Source organism: Alloalcanivorax profundimaris (assembly GCF_015265435.1).
Taxonomy (GTDB): Bacteria; Pseudomonadota; Gammaproteobacteria; order Pseudomonadales; family Alcanivoracaceae; genus Alloalcanivorax; species Alloalcanivorax profundimaris.
Window position 1 is genome coordinate 110,084 of sequence record NZ_JABJWH010000005.1, and the last position, 25,933, is coordinate 136,016.

26 protein-coding genes are annotated in these 25,933 nt (G+C 69.3%); 16 read left to right on the top strand and 10 right to left on the bottom strand.

The genetic code is table 11. From position 1 onward, the window contains the following. Positions 1–97: 97 nt before the first annotated feature. From HMJ39_RS01945 to ubiM, 5 genes are all read right to left on the bottom strand, one after another. Positions 98–1,291: an MFS transporter gene (locus HMJ39_RS01945; RefSeq protein WP_194296073.1), complete on the bottom strand. Its 1,194-nt coding sequence runs from the start codon at positions 1,289–1,291 to the stop codon at positions 98–100. Positions 1,292–1,414: 123 nt separating this feature from the next. Continuing rightward, positions 1,415–2,368, bottom strand: coding sequence for a helix-turn-helix transcriptional regulator (locus HMJ39_RS01950; protein ID WP_194296074.1), 954 nt, complete (start codon positions 2,366–2,368; stop codon positions 1,415–1,417). 77 nt (positions 2,369–2,445) lie between these two features. Next, the gene (locus HMJ39_RS01955; RefSeq protein WP_194296075.1) at positions 2,446–2,775 is read right to left on the bottom strand and encodes a branched-chain amino acid transporter permease; all 330 of its coding nucleotides are present in this window, start codon (positions 2,773–2,775) and stop codon (positions 2,446–2,448) included. Beyond that, entirely contained in the window at positions 2,772–3,467 is a 696-nt protein-coding gene (locus tag HMJ39_RS01960; RefSeq protein ID WP_194296076.1) for an AzlC family ABC transporter permease, read from the bottom strand. Before HMJ39_RS01960 ends, HMJ39_RS01955 begins: the two co-directional genes overlap by 4 nt. An 84-nt stretch (positions 3,468–3,551) precedes the next feature. Then, a complete protein-coding gene (gene ubiM, locus HMJ39_RS01965) occupies positions 3,552–4,721 on the bottom strand; it encodes a 5-demethoxyubiquinol-8 5-hydroxylase UbiM (RefSeq protein ID WP_194296077.1) in 1,170 nt (389 codons plus the stop codon). A gap of 292 nt (positions 4,722–5,013) precedes the next feature. Here ubiM and HMJ39_RS01970 point away from each other — a divergent pair, with 292 nt between their 5' ends. Further along, complete coding sequence (locus HMJ39_RS01970) at positions 5,014–5,631, top strand: 2-hydroxychromene-2-carboxylate isomerase (protein ID WP_194296078.1); 618 nt, start codon at positions 5,014–5,016, stop codon at positions 5,629–5,631. A gap of 73 nt (positions 5,632–5,704) precedes the next feature. Here HMJ39_RS01970 and HMJ39_RS01975 read toward each other — a convergent pair whose 3' ends face one another. Continuing rightward, positions 5,705–7,240: a cryptochrome/photolyase family protein gene (locus HMJ39_RS01975; protein ID WP_194296079.1), complete on the bottom strand. Its 1,536-nt coding sequence runs from the start codon at positions 7,238–7,240 to the stop codon at positions 5,705–5,707. A 192-nt stretch (positions 7,241–7,432) separates the two neighbouring features. Between HMJ39_RS01975 and HMJ39_RS01980 the strand changes: the two genes are divergently transcribed. The 5 genes from HMJ39_RS01980 to HMJ39_RS02000 all read left to right on the top strand — a co-directional run bounded on the left by HMJ39_RS01980 (position 7,433) and on the right by HMJ39_RS02000 (position 11,922). Continuing rightward, positions 7,433–8,473, top strand: a complete 1,041-nt coding sequence (locus tag HMJ39_RS01980; protein WP_194296080.1) for an AraC family transcriptional regulator — start codon at positions 7,433–7,435, stop codon at positions 8,471–8,473. Continuing rightward, positions 8,460–9,332, top strand: coding sequence for a formyltetrahydrofolate deformylase (purU, locus tag HMJ39_RS01985; RefSeq protein ID WP_194296081.1), 873 nt, complete (start codon positions 8,460–8,462; stop codon positions 9,330–9,332). Before HMJ39_RS01980 ends, purU begins: the two co-directional genes overlap by 14 nt. Positions 9,333–9,395: 63 nt before the next feature. Continuing rightward, complete coding sequence (gene rlmM, locus HMJ39_RS01990; protein ID WP_194296082.1) at positions 9,396–10,436, top strand: 23S rRNA (cytidine(2498)-2'-O)-methyltransferase RlmM; 1,041 nt, start codon at positions 9,396–9,398, stop codon at positions 10,434–10,436. Positions 10,437–10,522: 86 nt separating this feature from the next. After that, positions 10,523–10,765 (top strand): sulfurtransferase TusA, encoded by a 243-nt coding sequence (gene tusA, locus HMJ39_RS01995; protein WP_161383814.1) that lies wholly within the window; start codon positions 10,523–10,525, stop codon positions 10,763–10,765. A 197-nt stretch (positions 10,766–10,962) separates the two neighbouring features. Further along, positions 10,963–11,922, top strand: coding sequence for a DegV family protein (locus tag HMJ39_RS02000; protein WP_194296083.1), 960 nt, complete (start codon positions 10,963–10,965; stop codon positions 11,920–11,922). Positions 11,923–12,055: 133 nt separating this feature from the next. Here the strand turns inward: HMJ39_RS02000 and HMJ39_RS02005 are convergent, their stop codons facing one another. The 3 genes from HMJ39_RS02005 to HMJ39_RS02015 all read right to left on the bottom strand — a co-directional run bounded on the left by HMJ39_RS02005 (position 12,056) and on the right by HMJ39_RS02015 (position 14,719). After that, positions 12,056–12,949 carry a carbon-nitrogen hydrolase gene (locus tag HMJ39_RS02005; protein ID WP_194296084.1) on the bottom strand — a complete coding sequence of 298 codons (894 nt, stop codon included), beginning with the start codon at positions 12,947–12,949 and terminating at the stop codon, positions 12,056–12,058. 43 nt (positions 12,950–12,992) lie between these two features. After that, positions 12,993–14,000, bottom strand: coding sequence for an agmatine deiminase family protein (locus HMJ39_RS02010; protein ID WP_194296085.1), 1,008 nt, complete (start codon positions 13,998–14,000; stop codon positions 12,993–12,995). 74 nt (positions 14,001–14,074) lie between these two features. After that, on the bottom strand, positions 14,075–14,719 hold the full coding sequence (locus HMJ39_RS02015; protein WP_194296086.1) for a hypothetical protein: 645 nt from the start codon (positions 14,717–14,719) through the stop codon (positions 14,075–14,077). A gap of 254 nt (positions 14,720–14,973) precedes the next feature. Here HMJ39_RS02015 and HMJ39_RS02020 point away from each other — a divergent pair, with 254 nt between their 5' ends. Both HMJ39_RS02020 and HMJ39_RS02025 read left to right on the top strand, forming a co-directional pair. Then, the gene (locus tag HMJ39_RS02020) at positions 14,974–16,209 is read left to right on the top strand and encodes a lipoprotein-releasing ABC transporter permease subunit (RefSeq protein ID WP_194296087.1); all 1,236 of its coding nucleotides are present in this window, start codon (positions 14,974–14,976) and stop codon (positions 16,207–16,209) included. Then, complete coding sequence (locus HMJ39_RS02025; protein ID WP_194296088.1) at positions 16,202–16,882, top strand: ABC transporter ATP-binding protein; 681 nt, start codon at positions 16,202–16,204, stop codon at positions 16,880–16,882. The genes HMJ39_RS02020 and HMJ39_RS02025 overlap by 8 nt, the downstream gene beginning before the upstream one ends. A gap of 96 nt (positions 16,883–16,978) precedes the next feature. Here HMJ39_RS02025 and HMJ39_RS02030 read toward each other — a convergent pair whose 3' ends face one another. Continuing rightward, positions 16,979–17,500 carry a DUF2062 domain-containing protein gene (locus HMJ39_RS02030; RefSeq protein ID WP_194296089.1) on the bottom strand — a complete coding sequence of 174 codons (522 nt, stop codon included), beginning with the start codon at positions 17,498–17,500 and terminating at the stop codon, positions 16,979–16,981. 130 nt (positions 17,501–17,630) lie between these two features. Between HMJ39_RS02030 and HMJ39_RS02035 the strand changes: the two genes are divergently transcribed. Genes HMJ39_RS02035 through murB form a run of 8 tightly spaced genes read left to right on the top strand, consistent with a single transcriptional unit; the run spans position 17,631 to position 25,913 of the window. Further along, the gene (locus HMJ39_RS02035) at positions 17,631–19,856 is read left to right on the top strand and encodes a ComEC/Rec2 family competence protein (RefSeq protein WP_228462102.1); all 2,226 of its coding nucleotides are present in this window, start codon (positions 17,631–17,633) and stop codon (positions 19,854–19,856) included. Positions 19,857–19,875: 19 nt separating this feature from the next. Next, on the top strand, positions 19,876–20,517 hold the full coding sequence (locus HMJ39_RS02040; RefSeq protein WP_194296090.1) for a MotA/TolQ/ExbB proton channel family protein: 642 nt from the start codon (positions 19,876–19,878) through the stop codon (positions 20,515–20,517). Next, positions 20,514–20,939, top strand: coding sequence for an ExbD/TolR family protein (locus HMJ39_RS02045; RefSeq protein ID WP_161383823.1), 426 nt, complete (start codon positions 20,514–20,516; stop codon positions 20,937–20,939). The genes HMJ39_RS02040 and HMJ39_RS02045 overlap by 4 nt, the downstream gene beginning before the upstream one ends. Then, positions 20,936–22,684, top strand: a complete 1,749-nt coding sequence (msbA, locus tag HMJ39_RS02050) for a lipid A export permease/ATP-binding protein MsbA (protein ID WP_194296091.1) — start codon at positions 20,936–20,938, stop codon at positions 22,682–22,684. Before HMJ39_RS02045 ends, msbA begins: the two co-directional genes overlap by 4 nt. After that, positions 22,677–23,672: a tetraacyldisaccharide 4'-kinase gene (lpxK, locus tag HMJ39_RS02055; RefSeq protein WP_194296092.1), complete on the top strand. Its 996-nt coding sequence runs from the start codon at positions 22,677–22,679 to the stop codon at positions 23,670–23,672. The genes msbA and lpxK overlap by 8 nt, the downstream gene beginning before the upstream one ends. Beyond that, on the top strand, positions 23,669–24,427 hold the full coding sequence (kdsB, locus tag HMJ39_RS02060) for a 3-deoxy-manno-octulosonate cytidylyltransferase (protein WP_194296093.1): 759 nt from the start codon (positions 23,669–23,671) through the stop codon (positions 24,425–24,427). The genes lpxK and kdsB overlap by 4 nt, the downstream gene beginning before the upstream one ends. Next, positions 24,427–24,906 (top strand): low molecular weight protein-tyrosine-phosphatase, encoded by a 480-nt coding sequence (locus HMJ39_RS02065; protein WP_194296094.1) that lies wholly within the window; start codon positions 24,427–24,429, stop codon positions 24,904–24,906. The genes kdsB and HMJ39_RS02065 overlap by 1 nt, the downstream gene beginning before the upstream one ends. Next, positions 24,903–25,913, top strand: a complete 1,011-nt coding sequence (murB, locus tag HMJ39_RS02070; protein WP_194296095.1) for a UDP-N-acetylmuramate dehydrogenase — start codon at positions 24,903–24,905, stop codon at positions 25,911–25,913. Before HMJ39_RS02065 ends, murB begins: the two co-directional genes overlap by 4 nt. Positions 25,914–25,933 lie beyond the last annotated feature (20 nt).

The window sequence follows — 25,933 nt, forward strand, 5'->3', positions numbered from 1 at the left end:
CTCTCGCGGTCCAAAAACCCGCGAGACTCTAGCAGGATCGGCCCGCCGGCGGATGCGGTATAACGCCGCACCGGGGGCCGCGCGCTCCCTTCCCGGTTCAGGCGGCTTGCGCCGTGCGCGCCGGGGTCGGCCACAGCGCCGTGATCACCAGGGCGGTGGCCGCCACCGCGTAGGGGACCCCCGGCGCGATCTCATAGAACAAGCTGCCGGCCAGCGGGCCGAGCACGATACCGAGGCCCTGGGCGGCACCCACGGAGCCGGCGGCGGCGCCCTGTTCCGAGGGGCCCACGGCGTTCGCCGCCAGCGCCGCGAAGGCCGGGAAGACCCAGCCCATGCCGGCGCCGGCCACGAAGAAGCCGGCCATCAGGGTGGCCCGGTCGTGGCTCAGGGCCACCAGGGCGAAGCCGGCGGCGGCCACCAGCAGGCCGGCGCGGATCAGCGGTGCCGGCGGCCAGCCCAGCCGTCGCACCAGCAACTGCGCCAGGATCAGCGCCACGCCCACCACGGTGAGCGCCAGGCCCGCCGCCCGGGCCGCCGCCTCTGGCGACAGCTGCAGCCGGTCGATGGCGAAGAAGCCCACGGTGATTTGCGCCACCGATACCGCGCCCATGGCCAGGAACGCCACCATCATGGGCCGGCGCAGGCGGCGGTCGGTAAGGGGCAGGATGGGGGCGGCGTCACCGGTGCGTGCCGGCCCGCCGCGCGGCAGACGCCAGACCAGCGCCAACGCCAGCACCGGCAGCACGGTGGTGGCCAGCAGCGGCAGCCACAGCCCCTGGCGGGCCAGCAGGGCGGCCAGCGCCGGCCCCAGCACCACGCCCACGGCGTTGGCGGCGCCCAGCGAGGCCATGGCGCCGGTGCGCCGGCCCACTGGAAAATGATCCGCCACCAGGGCCTGGCCGGTGGTGGGCACGGCGGCGAAGAAGGCACCGGCCAGGCCACGGGTCAGCAACAGCCCGGCGAACACCCACAGCGGCGCGACGCCCCCTTGCAGGCAGGCGATCAGGAAGGCGCACAGCCCCCAATAGGCGAGGGTGAACCCGGCCAGACCGGAGAGCAGCACCGGTCGCCGTCCGCGCCGGTCACTCAAGGCGCCCCAGGGCCGTGACAGCAGCATCCACAGTACTCCGGCCACGGACACCACGGTGCCCGCCTGCCAGGCCGGCAGGCCCAGTTGGCGGGCGATCGGTCCGATCAGGGCGACGAAGGCCATCATCGCCATGGTGCAGCACAGGTAGGCGCCGAGCAGGGGAGAAAGGCGGAAAGCCGGTGCGGGGGAGGCGGGGCTCATGGGCGTTGGTCCAGGCTGAAAATGGCCCCGTATTGTCGCCCTCGGGCATCGCCGGCGCCGCTGGCCGGTGTTCGCTAATCGCTGCGCGGCGCGCGTTTTAGGGCCTGTGAACAGGCCCAGGCCCTAGCGCCAGCGGCTGGGCACCGTGCCGAAACGCCGCTTGAAGGCGGCGGCGAAATTGTTGGCGTGGCGGTAGCCGGTGCGCTCCGCCGCCTGTTCCACGCTCCAGCCTTCCCGGCGCAGGCCGTGGCTGGCCCGCTCCAGGCGCCGGTCGCGCAGGTAGTCGAACACGCTCTGCCCATAGGCGCGCCGGAACTTGCGGCGCAGGGTGCTGCTGCTCATGCAGGCCAGCCGGGCCAGGGCATCCAGGGTGTGGTCGTGCTCCGGCTGCTGGTGCAGCGCTTCCCGGACACGGGCCAGGGCGCGCCGGTCGCGCTCGCTCAGCCGTGCCGGCGGTGGCGTGTCATGGTCGCCCACGGACAGGGCCTGGGCCAGCATTTGCAGGGCCACGCCTTCCCGCCAGAGGCGTCCGAGCGCGCCGTCCCAGCGGGGCTGGAACAGGCTTTCCGCCAGCGATCGAAGGTGGGCGTCGGCGCGCCAGCCGTTCAGGCTGAAGCCCTTGTGGGCCAGGCGCTGGCGCAGGGGCGCCGGCGCCGCCTGGTGGCTGAGCGTGGATTCCCGGGCCAGCAGCGACACGCTGCGCAGACGCAGACCGGCCTGGTGCTCGCCGCTCATGGCCTGGGTGTCGTCGTGGCTGACGGTGATGGCGTCGTTGTCATTGAGGGTGAGCCGCTTGGCGCGGCCACCCAGCCGCGCCTCGGCGTGGCCTTCAAGCAGCAGGATCGAGGTGAAACCCGGCGCCATCATGGAGCGGGCGCCGTAGCGGCGATGATTGAGCACGTCGGAGAGCACCAGGGTCAGGCCGCCGGCCACCGGCACTTCCTCCATGACGCCTTCCGCCAGGCACGGGTCGTCGTCGCCCTGCAGGTCGTGCCAAAGGTATTCGAAGCCGTGGCGTTCACCGAAACGCTGATAGTCGGACAGGGTGAAGCGTCGAGGGGCGGGCATCGCCGTCATGGGTGGGCTCCGGATCATCGGTGTTGTTGAGAATGGTTATCAACTATAAGGATGGGGCCGCCGGGGCACAAGCGCGGTCAGGCGCCGTACTGCACCATGGCCATGTAGGCGCCGGTACCCACCACGATGGAGATCAGCACGTTGCGCCGCCACAGGTGCAGGATCACCACCAGCGCGCAGGCTAGCAGCAGGGGCGTGCCCTTGGGGTCGTGGAGTTTGAGCGGGCGCAGGTCGGCCAGGGAATAGACCACCAGAATCACCATGATGGCGGTGGGCAGGTAGCGGCCCAGCCAGGCCAGCAACGGATGGTCGTGGTGCCGGGACAGGGCCAGGAATGGCAGGGCCCGGGAGGCGAGACTCGCCAAGGCGGCGATCGCCACCGCGAGCAAAACCGTGTCGGTGCTCATGGCCGCTGCTCCACGGGGCGTGGCGCGCGGCGGCGGTAATCCAGCAGCAGCACCAGGCAGGCGGCGCCGATGGCGGCCAGAAGCATGTGCCGCTGGGGCAGCAGAAGCAGGGCGCCGAGCCCGCAGGCCAGGCCGATGGCGAACGGCGCCATGCGTTTGACCGTGGCCATCAATTCCAGGGTGAGTACGATGAACAGGGCGGTGAGGGCGAACTCCATGCCGGTGCTGTCGAACGACAGCAGGCTGCCGGCCAGGGCACCGAGCAGCGAGCCCAGCAGCCACCAGCCCTGGTTGAGCAGGCTGATACGGAAGGCCACCGCCGGGTCGCGGGTTTCCTCCCGGGAGCTGAGCAGCGAGTAGGTTTCATCGGTGAGCGCATACACCAGATAGGGTTTGCGCGCGCCGCTGCCCCGGAACCGGCCCACCAGGGAAAGGCCATAGAACAGGTGTCGGGCGCTGAGCAGAAAGATGGCCACGCCGATCTCGGTCAGCGAGGCGCCCGCCGCCAGCAGGCTCAACAACAGGAACTGGCTGGCGCCGGAGTAGATCGCCACGGACATCAGCGGCGCCAGCCACCAGGCGTGGCCCATTTGCACGCAGAGCACGCCGAAGGCGATGCCCAGGGGCACGTAGCCGAGCATCACCGGGGTGGTCAGGGAGAGCGCGTGGCGCCAGGAAGAAAAACGGGACATCGCTACCACTTCAATCATGCGGCCGGGACGCGGTGGGCGTCATGGTCGCGCATGGTAGGCCGCCCCGGCGCGGATCGCCAGGGGTCAGCCGGTGACCTGGCGGGCGATCAGCCGTTTGAACGGGGTCAGGGTGTTGGCGGCTTTCAGGGCGGCGCCGCGCAACAGCCGGGCCGGTGCCCGGTCGTCGGTGTACAGCGACACCACCAGGTGGGTGGCGTTGAACAGCGGCAGGCTGCCGCGCCGGTGGGCGCGGTGGTAGCTTTCCAGCAGGTCGGCGGCCCCCGGATCGCGGCCCGCCCGGTGGGCCGGGGCGAGCCGGGCGGCCAGGTGCGCCACGCTGCTCAGGCCCAGGTTGAAGCCGTGGGCGGTGACCGGGTGCATGCCCACGGCGGCGTCGCCCACCAGGGCGAAGCGCGGGCCGTGAAAACGGCTGGCGTAGACCCCCACCAGGGGGTAGACGTGGCGCTCGCTGATGCGCGTCATGGCCCCCAGGCGGCCCTGGTAGCGCCGGGTGATGTCCTGGTCGAAGGCGTCGTCGTCCAGGGCCAGCAGGCGTTCCATTTCGGTGGCCGGCAGGGTCAGCACCACCGAAGCCCGGTCGCCGTTGAGCGGCAGCAGGGCGCGGGTCTGGCCGTGGCCGAACCACTCCCAGGCCTGATGATGGTGGGGCCGCTCGTGGCGCACCCGGAACACCATCATGCTCTTGCCGTAGTCGCACACCCGGGCCGGGATGCCCAGAGCCCGGCGGGTGGCGGAGAAGCGGCTGTCCGCGGCCACCAGCAGACGGGCCCGTGGCCGCCGGCCATCCTGGAGCGCGACGCTGGCCGCGTCCCGTTCCACGCGCGGGTCGCTCACTTCGAGGCCGGTCTCCACGGTGATCCCCGGGTGCCCCTCGACCGCCAGCCAGGCCGCCCGGCGCAGGTCCTGGTTGGGGACCAGCCAGCCGAGCTGATCGCGGTCGCCCAGGCGCGCCTCGATGTCCAGGCTGTGCCGGCGCAGGCCGTCGTCGAACACCCGCGCATGGCGCAGATCGGAAATGCCGTCGGCGGGCAGATGGTCCCAGATGCCCCAGTCGATCAGGTGGCGGCGGGAGGTGTGGGTGAGGGCGATTTCGCGGCCGTCGAAGGCTGGCTCCGCCAGGGCCGCGCGCGGCTGCTTCTCCAGCACGCGTACCTGGAGGCCGGCGTCGCCGAGCACCCGGGCCAGGCTCAGACCGGCGGGCCCGGCGCCCACGATGATCACATCCGCGTCCATTTCGCTTCCTTCCCCTAAGCCATGCTTGTCGCGCATTCTAGCGGCATCGCGACCCGGCACCTTGATCCAGGGCAGGGTTCGGTGCCTCCTTGGGCGGCGCGGGTGCATATGGCCATATGGGGCTGCTCCGTCGGTTGAGCGGTAGGAGGCTGGGCGGAGCACCTCGGAACAATCGCGAGTGAAGCCGCTACTACGGAGAGGGTCGGAGGGCGCGAAATGAGCAACCGGAGGGTGAAGCGGCGCCGGCTTTGCGCCTAAACTGCCGCCTTCGGGGAATCATGGGGACACCGGCATGAGCGAGTTGGAATTCTGGTTCGATTTCGCCAGTCCGTACGCCTACCTGGCGGCGGAAACCATCGAGTCCGCCGCCGGCGAAGCCGGCGTGGCGGTGCGCTGGAAACCCTTCGTGCTGGGCCCGATTTTCCAGGAACAGGGCTGGGCCGACTCGCCGTTCAACCTGTTCCCCGCCAAGGGGCGCTATCTGTGGCGGGATCTGCAGCGCGAGACGCGCCGGCTCGGGGTGCCCTGGCGGCGGCCCACCCGGTTCCCGTTCAACAGCGCCCTGGCCACCAAGACCGCCACCTGGATCGAGCCGGACGAGCGCCTGCCGGTCTACTGCCGGGCGGTATTCCGGGCCGGCTTCGCCGAGCGCCGCGACCCGGCCACCCCCTCGGTGGTGTCCGCCTGCCTGCGCGCCGCCGGCCTGGACGACAGCGCCCTGGAGCGGGCCCGGGCCGAGGACGGCGGCCGGCGCCTGCGCGCCGACGTGCACCGGGCCCGGGAACTGGACATCTTCGGCGCGCCGTCCTTCGTGGTGGACGGCGAGCTGTTCTGGGGCAACGAACGTCTTGCCTCGGCCCTTGAGCGCGCCTGGATCAGCCCCACCCTGGATTGCCGGTCGCCGCCGTAGGAGCGGCCGCGCGGCGTTCCTACAGCACCGAGACGCGGCCCGAATGGAGAACCCCACCAAAGCGTGGGCGGAACTACAGGTTTTCGACGTCGTCGAGCAGCGCCTCGGCGCGCTGGAGGATGGCCCGGCGCTTGGCCGGCTCCATGCGCTCCCAGGCCTTGTAGACCATGCCCATGCGCGGATGCTTCTCGAACCGCCCCCGATGGCGCTGAATGAAGTGCCAGTACAGGCTGTTGAACGGGCAGCTGTTGTCCTCCTCGGCGCTGCTCACCTTGTACCGGCAGTCGCCGCAGTAATCGGACATGCGCTGGATGTACTTGCCACTGGCCGCATAGGGCTTGGAACCCAGATAGCCGCCATCGGCGTGCATCACCATGCCCAGGGTATTGGGCAGCTCCACCCATTCGTAGGCATCCGCGTACACCGCCAGATACCACTCGTGGATTTGTTTCACCTCCACCCCCAGCAGCAGCACCAGATTGCCGGTGACCATCAGCCGCTGGATATGGTGGGCGTAAGCGTGTTCCCGGGTGGCGCGCACCGCCTCCGCCACGCAACGCATTCTGGTCTCGCCGCTCCAGTAGAACCAGGGCAGGTCGGCGTGGCTGTGGAGCCGGTTCTCCTCCTTGTAGTCGGGCATCAGCAACCAGTAGATGCCACGCACGTACTCCCGCCAGCCGAGAATCTGGCGGATGAACCCCTCCACGGCGTTGAGCGGCGCGCGGCCCTGGTAATAGCGCTGCTCGGCGGCCTCGCACACCGCCAGCGGGTTCAGCAGGCCGGCGTTCAGGTACTGGCTGAGCACGCCGTGGAACAGGAAATCGTCCTCCCGGGTCATGGCGTCCTGGTAATCGCCGAAGCCGGGCAAGGCGTGGTCCAGGAAATGCTCAAGGGCGTCCCGGGCCTGGCTTTCGGTGACCGCGAACCAGAACGGCTCCAGATCGCCGAACCGGTCCGGCCAGGTTTCCGCTACCTGCTCGATGACCCGGCGGGTGGTGGCGTCCGGCTCGAAACGCAGCGGGCCCGGCAGGGGGCGGCCGCCGTCGTAGCGCTTGCGGTTGTCGGCGTCGAAGTTCCAGCGGCCGCCCACCGGTTCACCGTCCGGTTCCATCAACAGGCCGGTGTGGCGGCGCATTTCCCGGTAGAAGAACTCCATGCGCAACTGCTTACGGCCCGCGGCCCAGCCCCGGAACGCCTCGGCGGTGCACAGGAAACGGCGGTCCTCGAGCAGCCGCACCGACAGGCTCAGCCGTTGCGGCCAGCGCCGTTTCATGGCCTCGCGCAGGCGGTACTCGCCGGGCTCGGTGACCAGCAATTCGCCGGCGTCCAGCTCCCGGGCGCTGGCCAGCACCGCTTCGCACAGATCCTCCAGGCCCTGGTCCAGGGAGTAGTAATCCACGCGCCAGCCCTGGCGGCGCAGGCGCGCGGCGAAATGGCGCATGGCGCTGAACAGGAACGCCAGCTTCTTGCGGTGGTGGGGCACGTAGCCGGCTTCCTCGCGCACCTCGGCCATGACCACGCGATCGCGGGCCGGGTTGCCTTCGGCCAGGCTGGCCAGGTCGGTGCTGAGCTGGTCGCCGAGAATCAGAATCAGGCGTGGGCGGGGCATGGGACGTCCTTTTCGTGGCGGGTGAAGCGTCGTGGCTGGCGAAAAAGCCTCCCTCCAGTGTAGCCACCGGCCATCAACGGCGGGTCAAACCGCCCGGTCGGCCATGCCATTCGGCGCCAGTTTCATTATCATGGGGCGCTTGCCCGCTTCGGGCTGGGTTCCCCCGGGGACGACGACGCTTCAGGACGGTCAATGATTCAGAAAAGAACCATCAATGTGCGCCGCGTGGTGAAGGTGCTGCAGGGCGCCGCCCGTGGCGGCGTGAGCATTCCCGCCTTGCTCGACGACTGCGGCATCGAGCGCCGGGTGCTGGAGGATCCTGAGGCGCGCATCGAGCGCGACACCTTCATCAAGCTGATGCTGCGTGTCATGCAGCAGACCCAGGACGAGTTCCTGGGTTTCGGCCAGGGCCGCAAGTCCAAGCCGGGCACCTTTTCGATGATGGCCCACGCGGTGATCAACTGCCCCAATCTGGAGTCGGCGGTGGACCGGGGCATCCGTTTCTACCAGCTGTTCAACCTCAGCATGGACAGCGAGCTGGTGCGCGACGGCGACACCGCCCGCCTGATCACCCGGGTCGATCCGCGCCTGGATTTCCGCGACGTCATCATCGAGGCGATGCTGTTTTTGTCGCTGCGCTTCATGAGCTGGCTGGTGGGCAAGCCGGTGGAACCGGAGGCGGTTTATCTGGACTACGAACCGCTGCGCGAGGACGACGAATACCGCTTCATGTTCGATTGTCCCACCCACTACGACAGCGAGTGCAACCAGGTGCTGTTCCCGGCCCACTACCTGGACCTGCCCCTGGTGCAGAACGAGCTGTCGTTGTCCAAGTTCCTGCGCGATTCCCTGGCGCAGTTGTTCGACGGCACGGTGCACAACGTGGGCCTGCCGGCGCAGATTCGCGCCATCATTTCCAATGAGTACGGCAACCACTTTCCGGATTTCGGCGAAATCTGCGAGAAGCTGGACATGACCCCGCAGACCCTGCGGCGCCGGCTCAAGGAGGGCAATACCAGTTACCAGGAGATCAAGGATTCGATCCGCAAGGACGCCTCGGTGTACTACCTGTCCAAGCCGGAACTGAGCATCGACGAGATCGCCCTGCTGATGGGTTTCAGCGAGGCCAGTTCCTTCCACCGGGCGTTCAAGAAATGGACCAACCAGACCCCGTCCGCCTACCGGCGGCAACATTTCGGCGATTTCCACGGAGACCTCAATGACCGCCGCTGACGACGCCACCGCGCGCCTGCTCGTGACCTGCCCGGACCAGCCGGGCATCATCAGTGCCGTATCCACGTTCCTGTACAACCACGGCGCCAACATCACCGATTTCGACCAGCATTCCAGCGACCAGCAGGACGGCACCTTCTTCCTGCGTCTGGAATTCCAGACCCCGGACCTGGACTGCAGCCACGAGGCCCTGGAAAACAATTTCCGCAACCGGGTGGCGGCGCGCTACGGCATGCAGTGGCACATCAGCCATCCCGGCGCCAAGAAACGCATGGCGATCCTGGTGTCGCGCCACGACCACGTGCTCATGGACCTGCTGTGGCGGGTGTCCCGGGGCGACATGCCGGCCACCATTCCCATGGTGATCAGCAACCACGACGATCTGCGCGACGAGGTGGAACGCTTCGGCATTCCCTACCACCACATCCCGGTGAACAAGGACAACAAGGCGGAGGCGGAAGCCCGCGCCCTGGAGTTGCTGGAAGGCCAGGCGGACGTGATCGTGCTGGCGCGCTACATGCAGATCCTGAGCCCGGAGTTCGTGTCCCGGCATCCGCACCGCATCATCAACATCCACCACTCCTTCCTGCCCGCCTTCGTCGGCGCCAACCCTTACCAGCAGGCCTGGGACCGGGGCGTCAAACTGATCGGCGCCACCAGCCACTACGTCACCGAGGACCTGGACCAGGGGCCGATCATCGAGCAGAACGTGCAGCGCGTGTCCCACCGCCATTCCGCCGCCGAGCTGCGCGGCCTGGGTCAGGACGTGGAGCGCCAGGTGATGCTGCGCGCGGTGCGCTGGCACCTGGAGGACCGCATCATCGTCGACGGCAACAAGACCGTGGTGTTCGTTAAGTAGCCGCCCCCCACGTTTTCGTAGGAGCGGCTTCAGCCGCGATGGGGCCCTTTTCATGGAGTCATCATGTCATCCAGCGAGGAAGTGTTCCTGGCGCTGTGCCGGCCCGGGTTCGAATCGGACCTGGCCGCGGAACTCACCGACCGCTGTGCCGAACTGGGGGCCTCCGGGTACCCCCAGGCCACCGACGACAGCGGCTATGTACTGTGGAACAACCTGCAGGGGGACCCGGACGCCCTGCTGGAAACCGGGCTGATCTTCGGTCGCTCCTTCTACCCGCTTACGGCGGCGTTCGAGGACCTGCCGGAGCAGGATCGCATCGGCGCCCTGTGGCCGGAGCTGGAACGCCAGGGGCCCTTCGCGGAGCTGTTCCTGGAGCACGCCGACACCAATGCCAGCCGCGAGCTGGCGCGTTTTCTGCGCGGTTTCCGCAAGGCCCTGGAGCCGCGCCTGCGCAAGGCCGGCCTGCTGCGCGACCGGGCCGACCGCCGCCTGCATCTGTTCTTCGAGGATTCCCGCAACGGCCGGGTCGGCGTGAGCCCGCTGGCGGTGCCGTTGCCGGAGGGCGGGCTGACGCGGCTGCGGCTGGCGCCGGAGGCGCCCAGCCGCTCGGCGCTGAAACTGGAAGAGGCGATGCTGCGCTTCCTGGGCCGGGGCAAGCCGCCGGGCCTGCACACCGCCGTGGACCTGGGCGCCGCCCCGGGCGGCTGGAGCTGGCAGCTGGCGCGCCTGGGCATCAAGGTCACCGGCGTCGACCATGGCCGCCTCGATCCCCGCCTGCTGGATGAATACCCGGTGCGCCATGTGTCCGGCGACGCCTTCACCTGGCGCCCGGAGCGGCCGGTGGATCTGGTGGTCTGCGACGTGGTGGACAAGCCGGCGCGCACCCTGGCGTTGATGCAGAAATGGCTGGAGCAGGGCTGGGCGCGCACCGCGCTGTTCAATCTGAAGCTGCCCATGGCGCGCCGCTACCGGGAGAGCCGGGCGCTGCTGGAGCGTCTCGGCGATGGCCTGGAGCGCCGGCAGGTGGGGGCGATGATCCAGGCCGCCCATCTCTACCACGACCGCGAGGAAATCACCGTCTGGGTGGACACCCGCGCTCACTGACCGGGGCGGCGCTTGCCGCCGCCCTCGGCGGGGCGGTTATAATGGCCGCCCTTTCACGCACCGCCCCGGGAACACCGATACCCGCCATGAGTGACATTCAGCCCCAACATCACCTCGACGCCACCGGCCTGCTGTGTCCGGAGCCGGTCATGCTGCTGCACGGCAAGGTGCGCGACATGGCCCCCGGCGAGCTGCTGGAAGTGCGTGCCACGGACCCCTCCACCGAGCGAGACATCCCCAAGTTCTGCCAGTTTCTCGGCCACCGCCTGGTGGACCGGCGCCAGGACGGCGAGCTCTACCTGTACTGGATCGAGAAGAAACCGGCCTGACCGGCGCCACCGGCGCTTGCCCCGGCGCCCCGGCCGGGCAAAGCTGGCGCCAATTGCCGCTGACCGTTTTTCCCCTAGTGTCGATCACCATGGTCAACGGCCACGGAACGGGGAGTGGTTGTTGACGTACGGCCGTGCTAGCTTTTCATCGCCAGCCGCCGATCCATAACAACAAGCACAACACTGGGGGAACGACCATGCGCATCGGTATCGTTGTCGACTCGACCTGCGATTTGCCGGAAGAGTATTTCCGCGAACACAATCTCCGCATCCTGCCCATTTCCATCCGTCTTGGCGAAGACGTGCTGGTGGATAAACGCGACCCGGACGTTACCGCGCGGTTCTATCGCGACCAGCTCGACGCCAAGGGCCGCGACGCCGAATCCATTCCCTATTCGGTGGACCAGATTCGCGCCGTTTTTCTCGACGAGCTGGTGCTCGACTACGACCTGGTGTTCTGCATCACCGTGTCCGGCAAGCGCAGCCAGATTTTCGACAACGCCACCCAGGCGTCCTTCTCGATCCTCAAGGAGTACCAGAAGGTGCGCGCCGACGCCGGCGTGCAGGGCCCATTCTCCATGCGCGTGATCGACAGCAAGACGCTGTTCTCCGGCACCGCGGTGCTGGTCTGCGAAGCGGTGGAGCTGATCCGGGGCGGCGCCAACCGCAACGCCATCCGTCTCAATATCGACGAGATGATTCCCCATGTATGCGGCTACATGGTGCCCGAGGATCTCGGCTATGTGCGCGACCGGGGCTTCAAGAAGGGCGAGCGCAAGCGGCTCTCGGATTCCATGCGCGGCCTGGCGTTGAGCGTCGGGTCGGCGCTGTCCATGCACCCGATCATCCGCATCCACGGCGGCGAGGAAAATCCGGCGGCGGTGAACCGCAGCTACGAGAAATCCGTGCGCCGGCTGTTCGAGCACGTGGCCGGGCGCATTCGCGGCGGCCATCTGATTTCCCGGCACGTGTGCCTGAGTTACGCCGGCGACATCAGCCGGGTCACGGCCATGCCCGGATACGCGGAACTGAAGGTGGCGGCGGAGGAGCGCGGCGTGCGGCTGCTGATTTCCACCATGAGCCCCACCGGCGCCATCAACGTGGGCGCCGGCTGCCTGTTCGTGGCCTACGCCAGCGAGAACGACCAGTTCGAGTAGAGCCCTCCCCCCTTGTAGGAGCGGCTTCAGCCGCGATCCCCGGCGGTTGCCGAAACCGGATCTTGGTGGGCTCCGTCGCGGGGTAATCGCGACTGAAGTCGCTCCTACAGGCGCTCCTACAGCCGCTCAGGGTTTAGTCCCGGAAGCGCTTGGTCAGGTCCTCGTAGGCGTCGATGCGCCGGTCGCGCAGGTAGGGCCAGATACGGCGCACGGACTCGGAGCGGTCCGGGTCCAGATCCGCCATCAGGATCTGCTCCTGGTCGTCGCCGGCGCGGGCCAGGTATTCGCCCTGGGGCCCGCAGATGAAGCTGTTGCCCCAGAATTGAATGCCGCCGTCGCCGTCCGGGGCCGGCTCGAAGCCGGTGCGGTTGGCCACCACCACCGGCAGGCCGTTGGCCACCGCGTGGGCGCGCTGCACGGTGATCCAGGCGTCCAGCTGGCGGGCCTGCTCCTCCGGGTCGTCGCTTTGGTCCCAGCCGATGGCGGTGGGGTAGAGCAGCAGGTCGGCGCCGGCCAGGGCCATCAGCCGCGCCGCTTCCGGGTACCACTGATCCCAGCACACCAGCAGCCCCAGCTTGCCGACGCTGGTGCGGATCGGCGTGAAGCCGGACTGGCCGGTGTTGAAGGTGGCGTCGCCGGGGGTGAAGTAGAATTTCTCATAGAAGCCGGGATCGTCCGGGATGTGCATCTTGCGGTACAGGCCGGCCAGGTTGCCGTCGCGCTCCAGCACCACGGCGGTGTTGTGGTACAGGCCGGTGGCGCGTTTTTCGAACAGGCTGGCCACGATCACGATGTTCAGCTCCCGGGCCAGGGCGCCGAGCACGTCGGTGCTGGGGCCGGGGACCGGCTCGGCCAGGTCGAACACCGAGGTGTCCTCGGTCTGGCAGAAATACAGGCTGCGGTGCAGCTCCTGGAGCATCACCAGCTCGGCGCCGGCGGCGGCGGCCTCGCGGATCTTCTCCATGGAGCGGTCCAGGTTGCGCGCCAGGTCGGCGCTGTTTTGCTGCTGAATGGCGGCGACGCGCATGGTGTTTCTTTCCAGAGTCAGGGCCAGAGTTGGGTGAATCAGTCTACAGCACGCCTTCCGGCAGTTGCATGGTCACGCAGTGCAGGCTGCCGCCCTGTTCGATCAGCGGCCGGCAGGGGATGCCCTCCACGGTCCGATCGCCGGCCACCTCCGCCAGGGCGTCCAGGGCCGCCGCGTCGCTGGCGCAGCCGTACACCGGCACCAGGATCTTGCGGTTGGTGATCAGGAAGTTGGCGTAGGTGGCCGGCAGCCGCTCCCCCTCGGCGTTGTACTGCGGCGTGGCCATGGGCAGGCGCGCCAGCTTCAGGTCGTGCCCGGCGGCCAGGGCTTCCAGTTCCCGGGCCATCTCGGCCAGGTCCGCGTAGTGCGGGTCCTGGCGGTCGTCGCAGCCCACGTAGGCGAGGGTGTCCGCGTTCACGAAGCGGGCCAGGGTGTCCACGTGGGCGTCGGTGTCGTCGCCTTCCAGTTCGCCGTGGTCCAGCCACCAGATGCGCTCCACGCCCAGGGTGGCGCGCAGCCGTTCGCTCAGCTCCGCCTCGGTGAGCAGCGGGTTGCGGTTGGGGTTGCGCAGGCAGGCGCGGGTGGTGAGCAGGGTGCCGCGGCCGTCGGTGTCGATGGCGCCGCCTTCCAGCACCAGGTCCACCGGCTCCCGGGGCGCCCGCCAGGGCAGGGCGGCGTTGAGGGCGTCGTCCCGTTGCGCGGGGAACTTGTGGCCCCAGCCCGTGAAGCGGAAATCCAGCAACCGGGTGTGGCCGTCCTCGGCCACGCTGATCGGGCCGAAGTCCCGGGCCCAGGTATCGTCGTAGTCGGCCCGCTCGATGCGCAGCCGCTCCAGGTCGGCGCCGGCCTCCGCCAGGCATTGGCGGGCCTGGTCGGCGCGCTCGTCGTCGCGGCACAGCAACAGCACCCGCTCATGGTCGAGCAGGGCACGGATCAGGGCGGTGTAGGTGGCGTGGGCGGCGTCCAGCTGGCCGGCCCAGTCGGTGTCGGCGTCGGGCCAGGCCAGCAGCACCCCCCACTGGGGGTGCCATTCGGGCAATAACAGGCGCATCGGGCGGCTCGCTGATTGGTAACGGCGCGATTGTGTGGCCGGCGCCGCACAGCGTCAATAGGCCGGCAGCGGTGTTATTCCTCGTCGGTGCGGCTCAGCGGTTCGTCCTTGTCGGCGTCTTCCGGCGGTGTTTCCCCGTCGATCACGATGCGCCCGGAGGCGGGATCGAAACGGAAGCGATCCGAGGACTGGTCCTGTTCCCGGCGGCGCTCCGCGTCGTCCCGGTCGATCTCCCGTTCTTCGTCGCCGCCGGCGGCACGCACGCCGGTGGTGCCCGGGGCGACGTCGGATTCGTCGGTCTCGCCGTCGTCATCGCGCTTGTTGTCGCGATCATCGTCGGAATCCGCGTCCCGGTTCTCGATGCGGGATTCCACCTCGATCTGGGCTTCCTCGTTCTCCACGTCGGCGGGCAGGGATTTGCCCTCCCGACGCTCGCGGATGGTGGTGGCCTCCCCGGCGCCGTCATCCTCGCCGCCCCGGGCGGCGCGTTCCTCGGAGACGCTGTGCAGGACGATGTCGTTCTCGAAATAAACGGTGAAGTCCGGGTAGTGCCAGCGGCCGATGGGCGGGTTGCCCACCGGGGCCTGCACCCGGGCCGGTTCGCCGAACTGCTGGCGAACCTGGGCCTTGCTCATGCCCCGGCCGGGCCCGTCGGCGGCCCAGGCGGCCATGGGCGAGACAGTCAGCGCCAGGACCAGCGCGGCAATGGTTATGTGCATGTTGTTCCTTCCCCCAAATGTGGATCGGCGAGTCTTATGTCCCGATAGCATCCACAGTCTGAACCTTTGTTCAAGTCGCGCGGTCCCAACTGGACCCTTGTCGCGAACGCCGCCGGTGTTCGCCGGCGGATTCAAATTCAACCAGGACCGCGCTGGACGGTCGTGGATGCCGATCACAACCTGCCGTGCCAATCCCGGTGACGGGCCGGTTTTCGTCTGGCGCCCCGCGGCCTTTTAGTGCTTAAATGCGCGCCATGTTTCGACCCTTTGCCCTGTTCGTGGGCCTGCGCTACACCGGCGCCCGGGCCCGTAATAGCTTCATTTCCGTGATCACCCTGATCTCCGCGCTCGGGTTGATGCTCGGCGTCGCCGTGTTGATCACCGTGCTGTCGGTGATGAACGGTTTCGACCGCGAGCTGCAGACGCGCATCCTCGGGATGGTCACCCATTTGTCCGTGCACGGCCGCGAGCCGGTGGAGGACTGGCGGCAGCTCGCCGATCAGGTGAGCGGCTACCCGGGCGTGGCCGCCGCCGCTCCCTTCATCCAGCTGGAAGGCATGCTCACCCACAAGGGCAACGTGGCCGGCGCCCTGGTCAACGGCGTGGAGCCGGAGGCGGAGCGCCGCGTGTCCATCGTCGGCGACATGATGTGGGAAGGCGAATTCGACGCCCTCCAGGACGGCGGCTTCGGCGTGGTGCTCGGCTACGGCCTGGCCCGCAAACTGGACGCGGAGGTGGGCGACAAGGTCACCCTGGTGCTGCCCGAGGCCAGTGTCTCGCCGGCGGGCGTGATGCCGCGCTTCAAGCGTTTCGAGGTGGTGGGGGTGTTCCGCGCCCGCGCCGAGGTGGACGGCCTGTACGCCTATGTGTCCTCCCGGGACGCCGCCGTGCTGCACCGCCAGCCCGGCACCGTGGAGGGCATTCATCTGCGCCTCGACGATCTGTTCGCGGCCCCGGAGATCGGCTGGCGCCTGCAGCAGGCCCTGGGCCCGGATTACTACACCACCGACTGGACCCGTACCCACGGCAACCTGTTCCAGGCCATCAAGATGGAAAAGAGCATGATGACGCTGCTGCTCAGCTTCATCGTCGCGGTGGCCGCCTTCAACATCATTTCCAGCCAGGTGATGCTGGTCACCGAGAAGCGCGGCAACATCGCCGTGCTGCGCACCCTGGGTGCCTCGCCGGGCACCATCATGCGCATCTTCATGGTCCAGGGCGCGGTGATCGGCCTGGCCGGCACCATTCTCGGCACGTTGCTCGGGGTGCTGCTGGCCAACAACGTCAGCGAGGTGGCCACCTGGATCGAGCGCACCTTCAACACCCGGCTGTTCGACGCCTACTTCGTGAACTATCTGCCCTCGCAACTGGAGTGGAGCGACGTGGGGATCATCGTCGCCATCGCCATGGTGATCACCTTCGCCGCCACCCTGTACCCATCCTGGCGGGCCAGCCGGGTCCGTCCGGCGGAGGCGCTGCGCTATGAATGACACCGTGCTGGCCGCCGACGGCCTGATCAAACGCTACCAGGAAGGGCAGGGCGAGCTGGAAGTGCTGAGCGGCGTGAACCTGACCGTGCGCCGGGGCGATACCGCCGCCATCGTCGGTGCCTCCGGGTCCGGCAAGTCCACCCTGCTCAATCTGCTCGGTGGCCTGGACACGCCCAGCGAAGGCTCAGTGGCGATCGGCGGCCAGCCCCTGGCCGGCCTGAACGACCGGGGGCTGGGCCGCATCCGCAACCACTACCTGGGTTTCGTCTACCAGTTCCACCACCTGCTGCCGGAATTCACCGCCCTGGAGAACGTGGCCATGCCGCTGCTGATCCGCCGGCTGCGGCCCGCCGAGGCCCGCGAGCGGGCGGCGCGGCTGCTGGACCAGGTGGGGCTGGCGGCCCGGGCCACTCACAAGCCGGCCATGCTCAGCGGTGGGGAACGCCAGCGGGTGGCCATCGCCCGGGCCCTGGTCACCGACCCGGCCCTGGTGCTCGCCGACGAACCCACCGGCAACCTGGACGAGCGCACCGCCGACCAGGTCCAGGAATTGATGCTGGATCTCAACCAGCGTCTTGGCACCGCCCTGTTGATCGTCACCCACGATCACCGCATCGCCGGGCGTTGCCAGACCCGCCACGAACTCCACGAAGGTCTTCTGCGAACCTTCTGACACCGGGTAAGCCCACGCCTACGCGAACTCACCGCGATCGCCGACAGCGGCGGCGCGGTGTGGCGGGGTAGTCTGGGTGTCGAAGGAAGGGGCGCCTCAGGCGCCGTCGCGGTCCTGCCGCCGGCGCCGCCGGGCGCGCAGGTTCCAGCTGCGCACCACCGCCAGCCGCCAGAACAGTTTCACCGCCAGGTAGGCGGTGAGGCCGGCGGCCAGGGCGCACACCAGGGACCCGGCCCACAGCGGCACCAGCTGCTCCACGAACCAGGCCACGTCGATGCCATGGGGCGGGCTGGGCGTCATGCCCAGCATCCAGGCGCCGATCCGGTAGGTGAAATAGAAGATCGGCACATAGGTGACCGGGTTGGAGATCCACACCAGCACCACGGACAGCGGCAGGTTGCAGTGGAAGCGCACCGCCAGCAGGGCGGCCAGCCCCATTTGCAGAGGAATCGGCAGCAGCCCGGTGAACACGCCGATGAAGGCGGCGCCGGCCAGGGAATGGCGATTGATGTGCCAGAGGTTGGGATCCGACAACACGCCGCCCAGAAAGCTCAGGGACTTGTGTCCTTTGAGGCGGTCAGGCGAGGGCAGGTATTTTCGGAATAACCGTTTCGGCATGTGAGACTGCTTCCCGGGCGGGAATCCGTACGAGGGTTCCGTTGCGGGCGCTATTATGCCGATCCGGAGCGCCCCCGCCTAGGGAATCTCCCCGGTCATGGCGGGTGGCCCCATCAAGGGAAGCGCAAGGATGCGATACGCGGGCCCCGCCGTGGCACTGATGGCGGCGGTATGGAGTGATTCTCCCTGGCCGCTGGCGGGCCTGCTGGCCCTGGCGGCGCTGACCCGCCGGTGGCGCCCGGTGGCCGCCGTGGCACTGGCCTGGACCCTGGGCGCGCTGGCGCTGCACCAGGGGCTGGCGGCGCGGCTGCCGGAGCGACTTAACGGCCAGGAACTGGCGGTGGAGGCCCGGGTGGTGGACCTGGTGGAACGGGACCGGCGCGCCCGCTACGGGGAGCCGGTGGCCCACCAGCGGCTGACCCTGGCGGTGCGCCTGCGCGACGGGGATCGCCGCTGGCCGGGCCGCCACCGGGTACGGGTCACCGCCTGGGGGGCGATGCCGGCCCTGGGCGCCGGGGATCGTTTCCAGGGCCGGGTGCGGCTGTATTTTCCCCACGGCTGGCACAACCAGACCGGCCCGGACCGGGCCCGTTTCGCCCTGGCCCGGCGGCTGGACGCCCGCGGCGTGCTGGTGGCGGTGGACGGCCCGGTGCGCGCCGCCGGTGGCCTGCACGCCTTCCGCGAGCGGCTGGCGGACCGACTGCGCCGGCGGCTGGCGGCCAGCCCCCTGGGCGCCGCCGTGATCCCGGCCCTGGTGGCCGGCGACCGGCGCGGCCTGGGCCCGGAATTGCGCGAACACTTCCAGGCCACCGGCACCGCCCATCTGCTGGCCATTTCCGGGCTTCACCTGACCCTGGTCACCGGCCTGCTGTGGTTCGCCGGTCGCTGGCTGCTGGCGCCGTTGTGCTGGTGGCTGTGGCCGGCCACCCGGCGGTTGGCCCTGCAGCAACTGGCCTGGGCGCCGGCCCTGGCCGGCGGGCTCGGCTACGCCGCCCTGGCCGGTTTCAGCCTGCCCACCCGGCGTGCCCTTATCATGGTGGCGGTGCTGGCGCTGTGCCAGTGGCACCGGCGGCACCCGCCGGCGGGGCACACCCTGGCCCTGGCGCTGTTGGCGGTGCTGCTGGTGGATCCGCTGGCGGCGTTGTCCGCCGGGCTGTGGCTGTCGTTCGGGGCGGTGGCGATGATCCTGCTGCTGATCCACGGTGGCCGACTGCCGGTGATGCTGGCCCTGCCGGTGCCCATGGCGGTGGCCGGCGCCGGCCTGTTCGGCGGCTGGGCCTGGTGGGCGCCGCTGGCCAATCTGTTGCTGGTGCCGCTGTTCAGCGCGCTGGTGGTGCCGGCGGCGTTGCTGGGCGCGGTGCTCGATGTGGGGCCGGTATTGACCGTGGCGGCCACCGGCGTGGAGGCGGCGGTGTGGGTGATGGAACAGCTGGCGACCTGGCCGGCGCCGCCGCTGCCACCGGCGGCGGGGTGGGGCGGGGTGCTGCTGGGAGTGGCCTGCCTGCTTTGGCTGCTGCCGGCCTGGCCCTGGCCGCGCCGGTTGTTGCTGCTGTGCCTGCTGCCCTGGTGGCTGCCGGACCCGGGCGCGCCGCCGCCGGGCCGGGTGGACCTGGTGGTGTTCGAGGTGGGCCAGGGCCAGGCGCTGGCGCTGCGCACCGCCGGCCATTTGGTGCTCTACGACGCCGGCCCGGGCTGGAACGGCGGCTCCGCCATGGCCCGGGTGGTGGTGCCCTGGCTGCGCCGCCACGGGCTGCGCCCGGACGTCACCGTGATCAGCCACGGCGATGGCGACCATGCCGGCGGCCTCGAGGATCTGCCCTGGCCGGGCCGCTTGCTGGCCGGAGAGCCGGACCGCGTCCCCGGCGCGGCGCCTTGCCGGGCCGGTCAGCACTGGCGTTTCGACGGCGTGGATTTCCGCGTGCTCTGGCCCCGGGACCGGGACTGGCAAGGCAACGATGCCAGCTGCGTGCTGCGGGTGGACGCGGTGGGCGCCAGCCTGCTGCTCACCGGCGACATCACCAAGGCGGTGGAATACCGGCTGCTGGGCAAGGTGGCGCCGGTGGACGTTTTGCAACTGGCCCACCACGGCAGCGCCTCGTCCAGCGCCGATGCCTGGGTGGCTTCCCTGGCGCCGCGCTGGGCGGTGGCCTCGGTGGGCTACGCCAACCGCTTCCGGCACCCGGCGCCGGACCTGGTCGCGGGCCTGGAAGCGGCCGGTGTCACGGTTCTGCGCACCGACCGGACCGGCATGATTGTGTTTCGTCTGGGGGGCCTTGATAATGCCGCGCTTGTAGAAAAATGGCGTCGGGATCACGGGCGACCCTGGCATCGGCCGGTGGGCGGGCGCTCCTGGTGAATTGGGAAAGGGGATTTACGTGCAGGATCTAGTGCAGTCCGGGGGCTGGATGATGCTCCCGATCCTGATCAGTTCGGTGGTGGCCCTGGCCATCGTGGTGGAACGCTTCTGGACCCTGCGTCCGAGTAAATTGTCGCCGCCGGATACGCTCAACCAGGTGCGCGGCTGGCTGCGCAAGGGGCAGCTCAACGCCCAGCGTCTCAACGCTCTGCGCGAGCAGTCGCCGCTGGGGCGCATTCTCGCCGCCGGCCTGGCCAATGCCCGCCACGGCCGCGAAATCATGAAGGAAAGCATCCAGGAGGAGGCCACCGGCGTGGTCCACGACCTGGAGAAATATCTGGCCACCCTGGGGTCGATCGCCGCCATCGCGCCGTTGCTCGGTCTGCTGGGCACGGTGATCGGCATGATCGACGTGTTCGCGGCGATCATGATCCACGGCACCGGCGACGCCGCCCAACTGGCCGGCGGCATTTCCCAGGCCCTGCTGACCACCGCCGCCGGCCTGGTGGTGGCGATCCCGGCGATCTTCTTTCACCGCTTCTTCGTGCGCCGGGTGGAGGAAATCACCGTGGGCATGGAGCAGAACGCGGTGCATCTGGTGGATCTGGTGCACGGCGACCGGGAAGCGGCGCCGGAGGACAACGCCGGAGGTAAGCCGTGAAATTCCCGCGCCCGCGTCAGGAGGAAATCAGCGTCAACCTGACGCCGCTGATCGACGTGGTGTTCCTGCTGTTGATTTTCTTCATGGTGTCCACCACCTTCACCCGCGAGACCCAGCTGGCGCTGACCCTGCCGGAAGCCCAGGGCACGCCGCCGGAGGCGGTGCCCGAGGCGGTGGAAATCCTGGTGTCGCCGCTGGGCGAGTATCTGATCAACGGCGAGAAGCTGGCCGACAACAGCGAGCAGGGCCTGCGCTCGGCGCTGCTGCGCCTGGGTCAGGACAAGACCACCCGGCCGATGATCATCACCGCCGACGCCAACGCCAGCTATCAGGCGGTGGTGCGCGTCATGGATGTGGCCGGACAGCTCGGCTTTGATAAGCTGTCGCTCACCACGCGCGAAGCCGATGACGAGGGGCAATGAGCCAACTACCCGATGATGCCTGGCAGACCTACAAGCGGCTGCTGTCCTACGTAAAACCCCATTGGCCGATCCTGCTCGCCAGTTTTTTCGGTTACGCCATCTACGCCGCCACCCAGGCCGGCGCCGCCCAGCTCGCCGGCTACCTGGGCGAGACCGTGGTCAACCCGGAACCGCACCGGGTGGTGATCGTGTCCGTGGCCCCGTTCTTCATCGCCCTGGCCCAGGGCCTGGGCCAGTTCATGGGCAGCTATTCGATGACCTGGGTGGCCCAGGAAATCGTCTACCGGCTGCGCAATGATGTCTTTGGCCACGTGCTGCGCCTGCCCCAGGCGGAGTACAACAACAACGCCTCCGGGCGCATCATGTCGAAGATCATCTTCGACGCCCAGCAGGTCACCAGCGCCGGCACCGACGCCATCATCGTGATCCTGCGCGAGGGCCTCACCGTGATCGGCCTGATCACCTTCCTGCTCTACCAGAACTGGAAGCTGACCCTGATCCTGCTGGTGATGGCGCCGCTGGTGGCCACCGTGGTCAACCTGACCAGCAAGCGCTTTCGCCGCATCAGCCGCCGTATTCAGTCGTCCATGGGCAACATCACCCAGTTCCTGGGCGAGGCCATCGAGGGCAACCAGGCGGTGAAGATCTTCGGCGGCCAGAAGCTGGAGGCGGACCGCTTCCATTCCGTGAGCCGGCGTTTCTCGCGGCAGAACACCAAGCTTAACGCCAGCAAGATCGCTTCCACGGTGATCGTGCAGCTGTTCGTGGCGGTGGCCATCGGCGCGGTGACCTACCTGTACATCACGCTGATGGGCGAGGCGCTCACCGTGGGCGGCTTCCTGTCCTACATCGCCGCCGCCGGCATGGTGCAGAAGCCGCTCAAGCAGCTCACCGACGTGAACGTAAAAATCCAGCGCGGCGTCACCGGCGCCTCGTCCCTGTTCGAACTGATGGACCGGCCCGGGGAACCGGACCTGGGCACGCGCACCCTGAGCCGTACCAACGGCGAGATCGAATTCCGCGATGTCACCTTCGGTTATGAACCGGCGCAGCCGGTGCTGCGCAACCTGAGCTTTTCCGTGAACAGCGGCGAGACCATCGCCCTGGTGGGCCGTTCCGGCGCTGGCAAGAGCACCATTTCGGCGATGCTGCCGCGTTTCTTCGACCCGGACGCCGGCGAGGTGCGCCTGGACGGCGTGGCGCTGACGGACTACAAACTCGCCGACCTGCGCGCGCAGATCGCCATGGTCAGCCAGAAGGTGGTGCTGTTCAACGACACCGTGCGCAACAACATCGCCTACGGGGAAATGCGCGGCGCCGACGACGCCGCCATCGAGGAGGCGGCGCGCAACGCCTATGCCTGGGACTTCATTCAGCGCCTGGATCACGGCCTGGACACCGAGGTGGGCCAGGACGGCGCCCAGCTTTCCGGCGGTCAGCGCCAGCGTCTGGCGATCGCCCGGGCGTTGCTCAAGGACGCCCCGATCCTGATTCTGGACGAGGCCACCAGCGCCCTGGACACGGAATCCGAACACCACATTCAACAGGCCCTGGAACGGCTGATGGCCGGGCGCACCACCCTGGTGATCGCCCATCGCCTGTCCACCATCGAGAAAGCGGATCGCATCCTGGTGCTGGACCAGGGCCAGTTGATCGAGCAGGGCAGCCACGAGGAGCTGCTGGCTCGCAACGGCCTTTACACCCAGCTCTACAAGATGGACTTCGCCGACAACGGTAATGGCTGATTGGGCGCGCCGCATCGAGCAAGGCTGGTACGCCGGCAGCCCCTGGCTGGCGCCGCTGCGCCCGCTGGGCTGGCTGGTGAGCCGGGTGGCGCGGCGCCGGCTGCGCCGCTTCCGCGCCGCCGCCCCGGTGCCGCCGGTGCCGGTGCTGGTGGTGGGCAACGTCACCGTGGGCGGCACCGGCAAGACCCCCTTGGTGATCGCCCTGGCGCGCCGCGCCCGGGAACGGGGCCTCACCGTGGTGGTGATTTCCCGGGGCTACGGTGGCGAGAGCGACGATTATCCGCTCACCGTGCGCGCCGATGACGACCCGGCCCGGGTCGGCGACGAACCCCTTCTGATCGCCCGCCGCGCCGCCGTGCCGGTGGTGCTCGACCCGCGCCGGGCCCGGGCTCTGGACGAAGCGGTGCGCCGCCACGGCGCCGATCTGGTGATCAGCGACGACGGTCTGCAGCACTATGCCTTGCCGCGCTCCGCCGAGGTGGCGGTGATCGACGCCCGGCGCGGGCTCGGCAATGGCCGCTGCCTGCCCGCCGGGCCCCTGCGTGAACCCGCCGACCGGCTCGACCAGGTGGATTTTCTGGTCGCCAACGGCGGCCGCTGGCCGGGCGCCCTGACCATGCATCTGGTGCCCGGTGACCCGCAGCGCCTGGCCGACGGCGAAGCCCTGGACGCGGCCCGCTTCCGGGAACGCCATCCGGCGGTGCACGCGGTGGCCGGCATTGGCAACCCGGAGCGCTTCTTCCGCACCCTGGACCTGCTGGGCCTGGCGGTAACCCCCCACGCCTTCCCCGATCACCACGCCTTCCAGGCGTCGGACCTGGCGTTCGGCGACCAGCGGCCGGTGATCATGACCGAAAAAGACGCGGTAAAATGCCAGGGCTTCGACGATCCCCGTCTGTGGACGCTGCCGGTGCGCGCCGATCTGCCACCGGTCACCCTGGACGCCATGATCGACCGGACCCTGAGTCCTGGAGAGGAGAAACAATGAGTTTTTACGTGGTAGTGCCGGCCCGGTACGCGTCCTCGCGGCTGCCGGGCAAGCCCCTGGCGGATCTGGCCGGCAAGCCGATGATCGTGCGCGTGGCGGAACGCTGCGCGCGCAGCGGCGCCGGCCAGGTGCTGGTGGCCACCGACGACCCTCGGGTGCGTGATGCCGTGGGCGACGCCGCCCGGGTGGTGATGACCCGGGACGACCATCCCTCCGGCACCGACCGGCTGCAGGAAGTGGCCGCCCAATTGGGCCTCGACGACGACGACATCGTGGTCAACGTGCAGGGCGATGAACCCCTGATCCCGCCGGCGGTGATCGACCAGGTGGCCGACAACCTGCGCCTGCACGGCGACTGCCAGATGGCCACCCTGTGCGAGCCCATCGAGGACGCCGCCGACCTGTTCAACAGCAATGTCTGCAAGGTGGTGTTCGACGTCAACGGCCGCGCTTTGTATTTTTCCCGGGCGCCGATACCTTGGCACCGGGACGGCTTCGCCCGGGACCGGGAGGACCTGAGCGGCGGCCGCTGGTGGCGCCACATCGGCATCTATGCCTACCGGGTGGGCTTTCTGCACCGCTTCGTGGGCTGGCCGTCGGCGCCCCTGGAGCAACTGGAATCCCTGGAGCAACTGCGCGCCCTCGCCAACGGCGCCGCCATCCACGTGGCACCGGCCCGGGAGCCGGTGCCCGGCGGCGTCGACACCGAGGACGACCTGGCGCGCATGCGCCGTCACCTGGCGGGAGAAGCCTGATGTCCGTTTCCGTTCTGTTCGTGTGCCTGGGCAACATCTGCCGCTCGCCCACCGCCGAGGCGGTGTTCCGCCAGCGGGTGATCGACGCCGGCCTGCAAGAACGCATTCGCATCGACAGCGCCGGCACCGGTGACTGGCACATCGGCAAGGCGCCGGACCGCCGCGCCAGCGCCGCCGCCGGGCGCGGCTACGCCATGGACGACCTGCGCGCCCGCCAGGTCAGCGGCGACGATTTCCAGCGCTTCGACTATGTGCTGGCCATGGACGACAACAACCTGGCGGACCTGGAAGACCTGCGCGCCGCCGCCGGCGCCGGCGAGGGCGTGGTCCTGGCGCGCTTCCTGGATGTGCTCGGCGAGGACGGCCCCCGGGAGGTGCCGGACCCGTACTACGGCGGCGACGACGGCTTCGACCATGTGCTCAACCTGGTGGAGAAGGCCTGCGACCTGTGGCTGGAACGTCTGCGGGAGCGGCTGTGATCGAACGGGACGCGGACCTGTCCGGCGCCAACACCCTGGCGCTGCCGGCCCGGGCCGAGCGCCTGGCGCGGCCGGACAGCGAGGCGGCCCTGGCCGAGGCGCTGGCGACGCGGGGCGCCGGCGAGCCGCTGTTCGTGCTGGGGCAGGGCAGCAACATCGTGCTTGACGGTGATCTGCCCGGCCTGACCCTGATCCCGTCGCTCGGCGGCGTCGATTACCAGGAGCAGGGCGATGACACCGCCCGCGTCACCGTGGGCGCCGGGGTGGTCTGGGACACCCTGGTGGCGGACACCGTGGCGCGCGGCTGGCGCGGCCTGGAAAACCTGTCGCTGATTCCCGGCACCGCCGGCGCCGCGCCGTTCCAGAACATCGGCGCCTACGGCGTGGAGCTGGCGGACGTGCTGGACAGCGTGGACACCCTGGCGGTGGCGGACGGCCGGCCGGTGCGCTTCGCCGCCGCCGACTGCGAATTCGATTACCGGGACAGCCTGTTCAAGAGCCGCCGGCGCGGCGAGTTCATCATCACCGGCATTACCCTGACCCTGCGCCGCCACGGCCCCTGCCGGGTGGACTACGGCGGCCTGGCGGCGCGCTTCGCCGACGCCGACCCGGCGAATCTGGACCCGGCCACGGTGCGCCAGGCGGTGATCGAGCAGCGGCAAAGCAAGCTGCCCGACCCGGCGGTGCTGCCCAACGCCGGCAGCTTCTTCAAGAACCCGGTGGTGAGCGTTGCCCACCACCACCGGCTCAAGGCCGCCTGGCCGGAGCTGGTGGCCTTCCCCCACCGCGATGGCATGAAGCTGGCCGCCGGCTGGCTGATCGAGCGGGCCGGCTGGAAGGGCCGCCGCCTGGGGCCGGTGGGCATGCACCGCGACCAGGCCCTGGTGCTGGTCAACCACGGCGGTGCCCGCGCCGCCGACGTGCGCGCCCTGGCGGCGGCGGTACAGGCCGACGTGCGTGAACGCTTCGCCGTGGAACTGGAACAGGAACCGGTGGTGCTGCCCTGAGCCGTGCGTGACGTTGCCTC

Coding starts and splice junctions, on each gene's coding strand:
- HMJ39_RS02005 (WP_194296084.1), bottom strand. CDS start 12,949: ATGCGCGTCGCCGCCATTCAGCAGCAAAACAGCGCCGACCTGGCGCGC.
- HMJ39_RS02020 (WP_194296087.1), top strand. CDS start 14,974: ATGTTTCGACCCTTTGCCCTGTTCGTGGGCCTGCGCTACACCGGCGCC.
- HMJ39_RS01960 (WP_194296076.1), bottom strand. CDS start 3,467: ATGTCCCGTTTTTCTTCCTGGCGCCACGCGCTCTCCCTGACCACCCCG.
- HMJ39_RS02000 (WP_194296083.1), top strand. CDS start 10,963: ATGCGCATCGGTATCGTTGTCGACTCGACCTGCGATTTGCCGGAAGAG.
- HMJ39_RS02025 (WP_194296088.1), top strand. CDS start 16,202: ATGAATGACACCGTGCTGGCCGCCGACGGCCTGATCAAACGCTACCAG.
- HMJ39_RS02010 (WP_194296085.1), bottom strand. CDS start 14,000: ATGCGCCTGTTATTGCCCGAATGGCACCCCCAGTGGGGGGTGCTGCTG.
- lpxK (WP_194296092.1), top strand. CDS start 22,677: ATGGCTGATTGGGCGCGCCGCATCGAGCAAGGCTGGTACGCCGGCAGC.
- HMJ39_RS02030 (WP_194296089.1), bottom strand. CDS start 17,500: ATGCCGAAACGGTTATTCCGAAAATACCTGCCCTCGCCTGACCGCCTC.
- ubiM (WP_194296077.1), bottom strand. CDS start 4,721: ATGGACGCGGATGTGATCATCGTGGGCGCCGGGCCCGCCGGTCTGAGC.
- HMJ39_RS01975 (WP_194296079.1), bottom strand. CDS start 7,240: ATGCCCCGCCCACGCCTGATTCTGATTCTCGGCGACCAGCTCAGCACC.
- tusA (WP_161383814.1), top strand. CDS start 10,523: ATGAGTGACATTCAGCCCCAACATCACCTCGACGCCACCGGCCTGCTG.
- kdsB (WP_194296093.1), top strand. CDS start 23,669: ATGAGTTTTTACGTGGTAGTGCCGGCCCGGTACGCGTCCTCGCGGCTG.
- HMJ39_RS02035 (WP_228462102.1), top strand. CDS start 17,631: ATGCGATACGCGGGCCCCGCCGTGGCACTGATGGCGGCGGTATGGAGT.
- HMJ39_RS01970 (WP_194296078.1), top strand. CDS start 5,014: ATGAGCGAGTTGGAATTCTGGTTCGATTTCGCCAGTCCGTACGCCTAC.
- HMJ39_RS01955 (WP_194296075.1), bottom strand. CDS start 2,775: ATGAGCACCGACACGGTTTTGCTCGCGGTGGCGATCGCCGCCTTGGCG.
- HMJ39_RS02015 (WP_194296086.1), bottom strand. CDS start 14,719: ATGCACATAACCATTGCCGCGCTGGTCCTGGCGCTGACTGTCTCGCCC.
- HMJ39_RS01980 (WP_194296080.1), top strand. CDS start 7,433: ATGATTCAGAAAAGAACCATCAATGTGCGCCGCGTGGTGAAGGTGCTG.
- msbA (WP_194296091.1), top strand. CDS start 20,936: ATGAGCCAACTACCCGATGATGCCTGGCAGACCTACAAGCGGCTGCTG.
- purU (WP_194296081.1), top strand. CDS start 8,460: ATGACCGCCGCTGACGACGCCACCGCGCGCCTGCTCGTGACCTGCCCG.
- HMJ39_RS01950 (WP_194296074.1), bottom strand. CDS start 2,368: ATGACGGCGATGCCCGCCCCTCGACGCTTCACCCTGTCCGACTATCAG.
- HMJ39_RS01945 (WP_194296073.1), bottom strand. CDS start 1,291: ATGAGCCCCGCCTCCCCCGCACCGGCTTTCCGCCTTTCTCCCCTGCTC.
- HMJ39_RS02065 (WP_194296094.1), top strand. CDS start 24,427: ATGTCCGTTTCCGTTCTGTTCGTGTGCCTGGGCAACATCTGCCGCTCG.
- rlmM (WP_194296082.1), top strand. CDS start 9,396: ATGTCATCCAGCGAGGAAGTGTTCCTGGCGCTGTGCCGGCCCGGGTTC.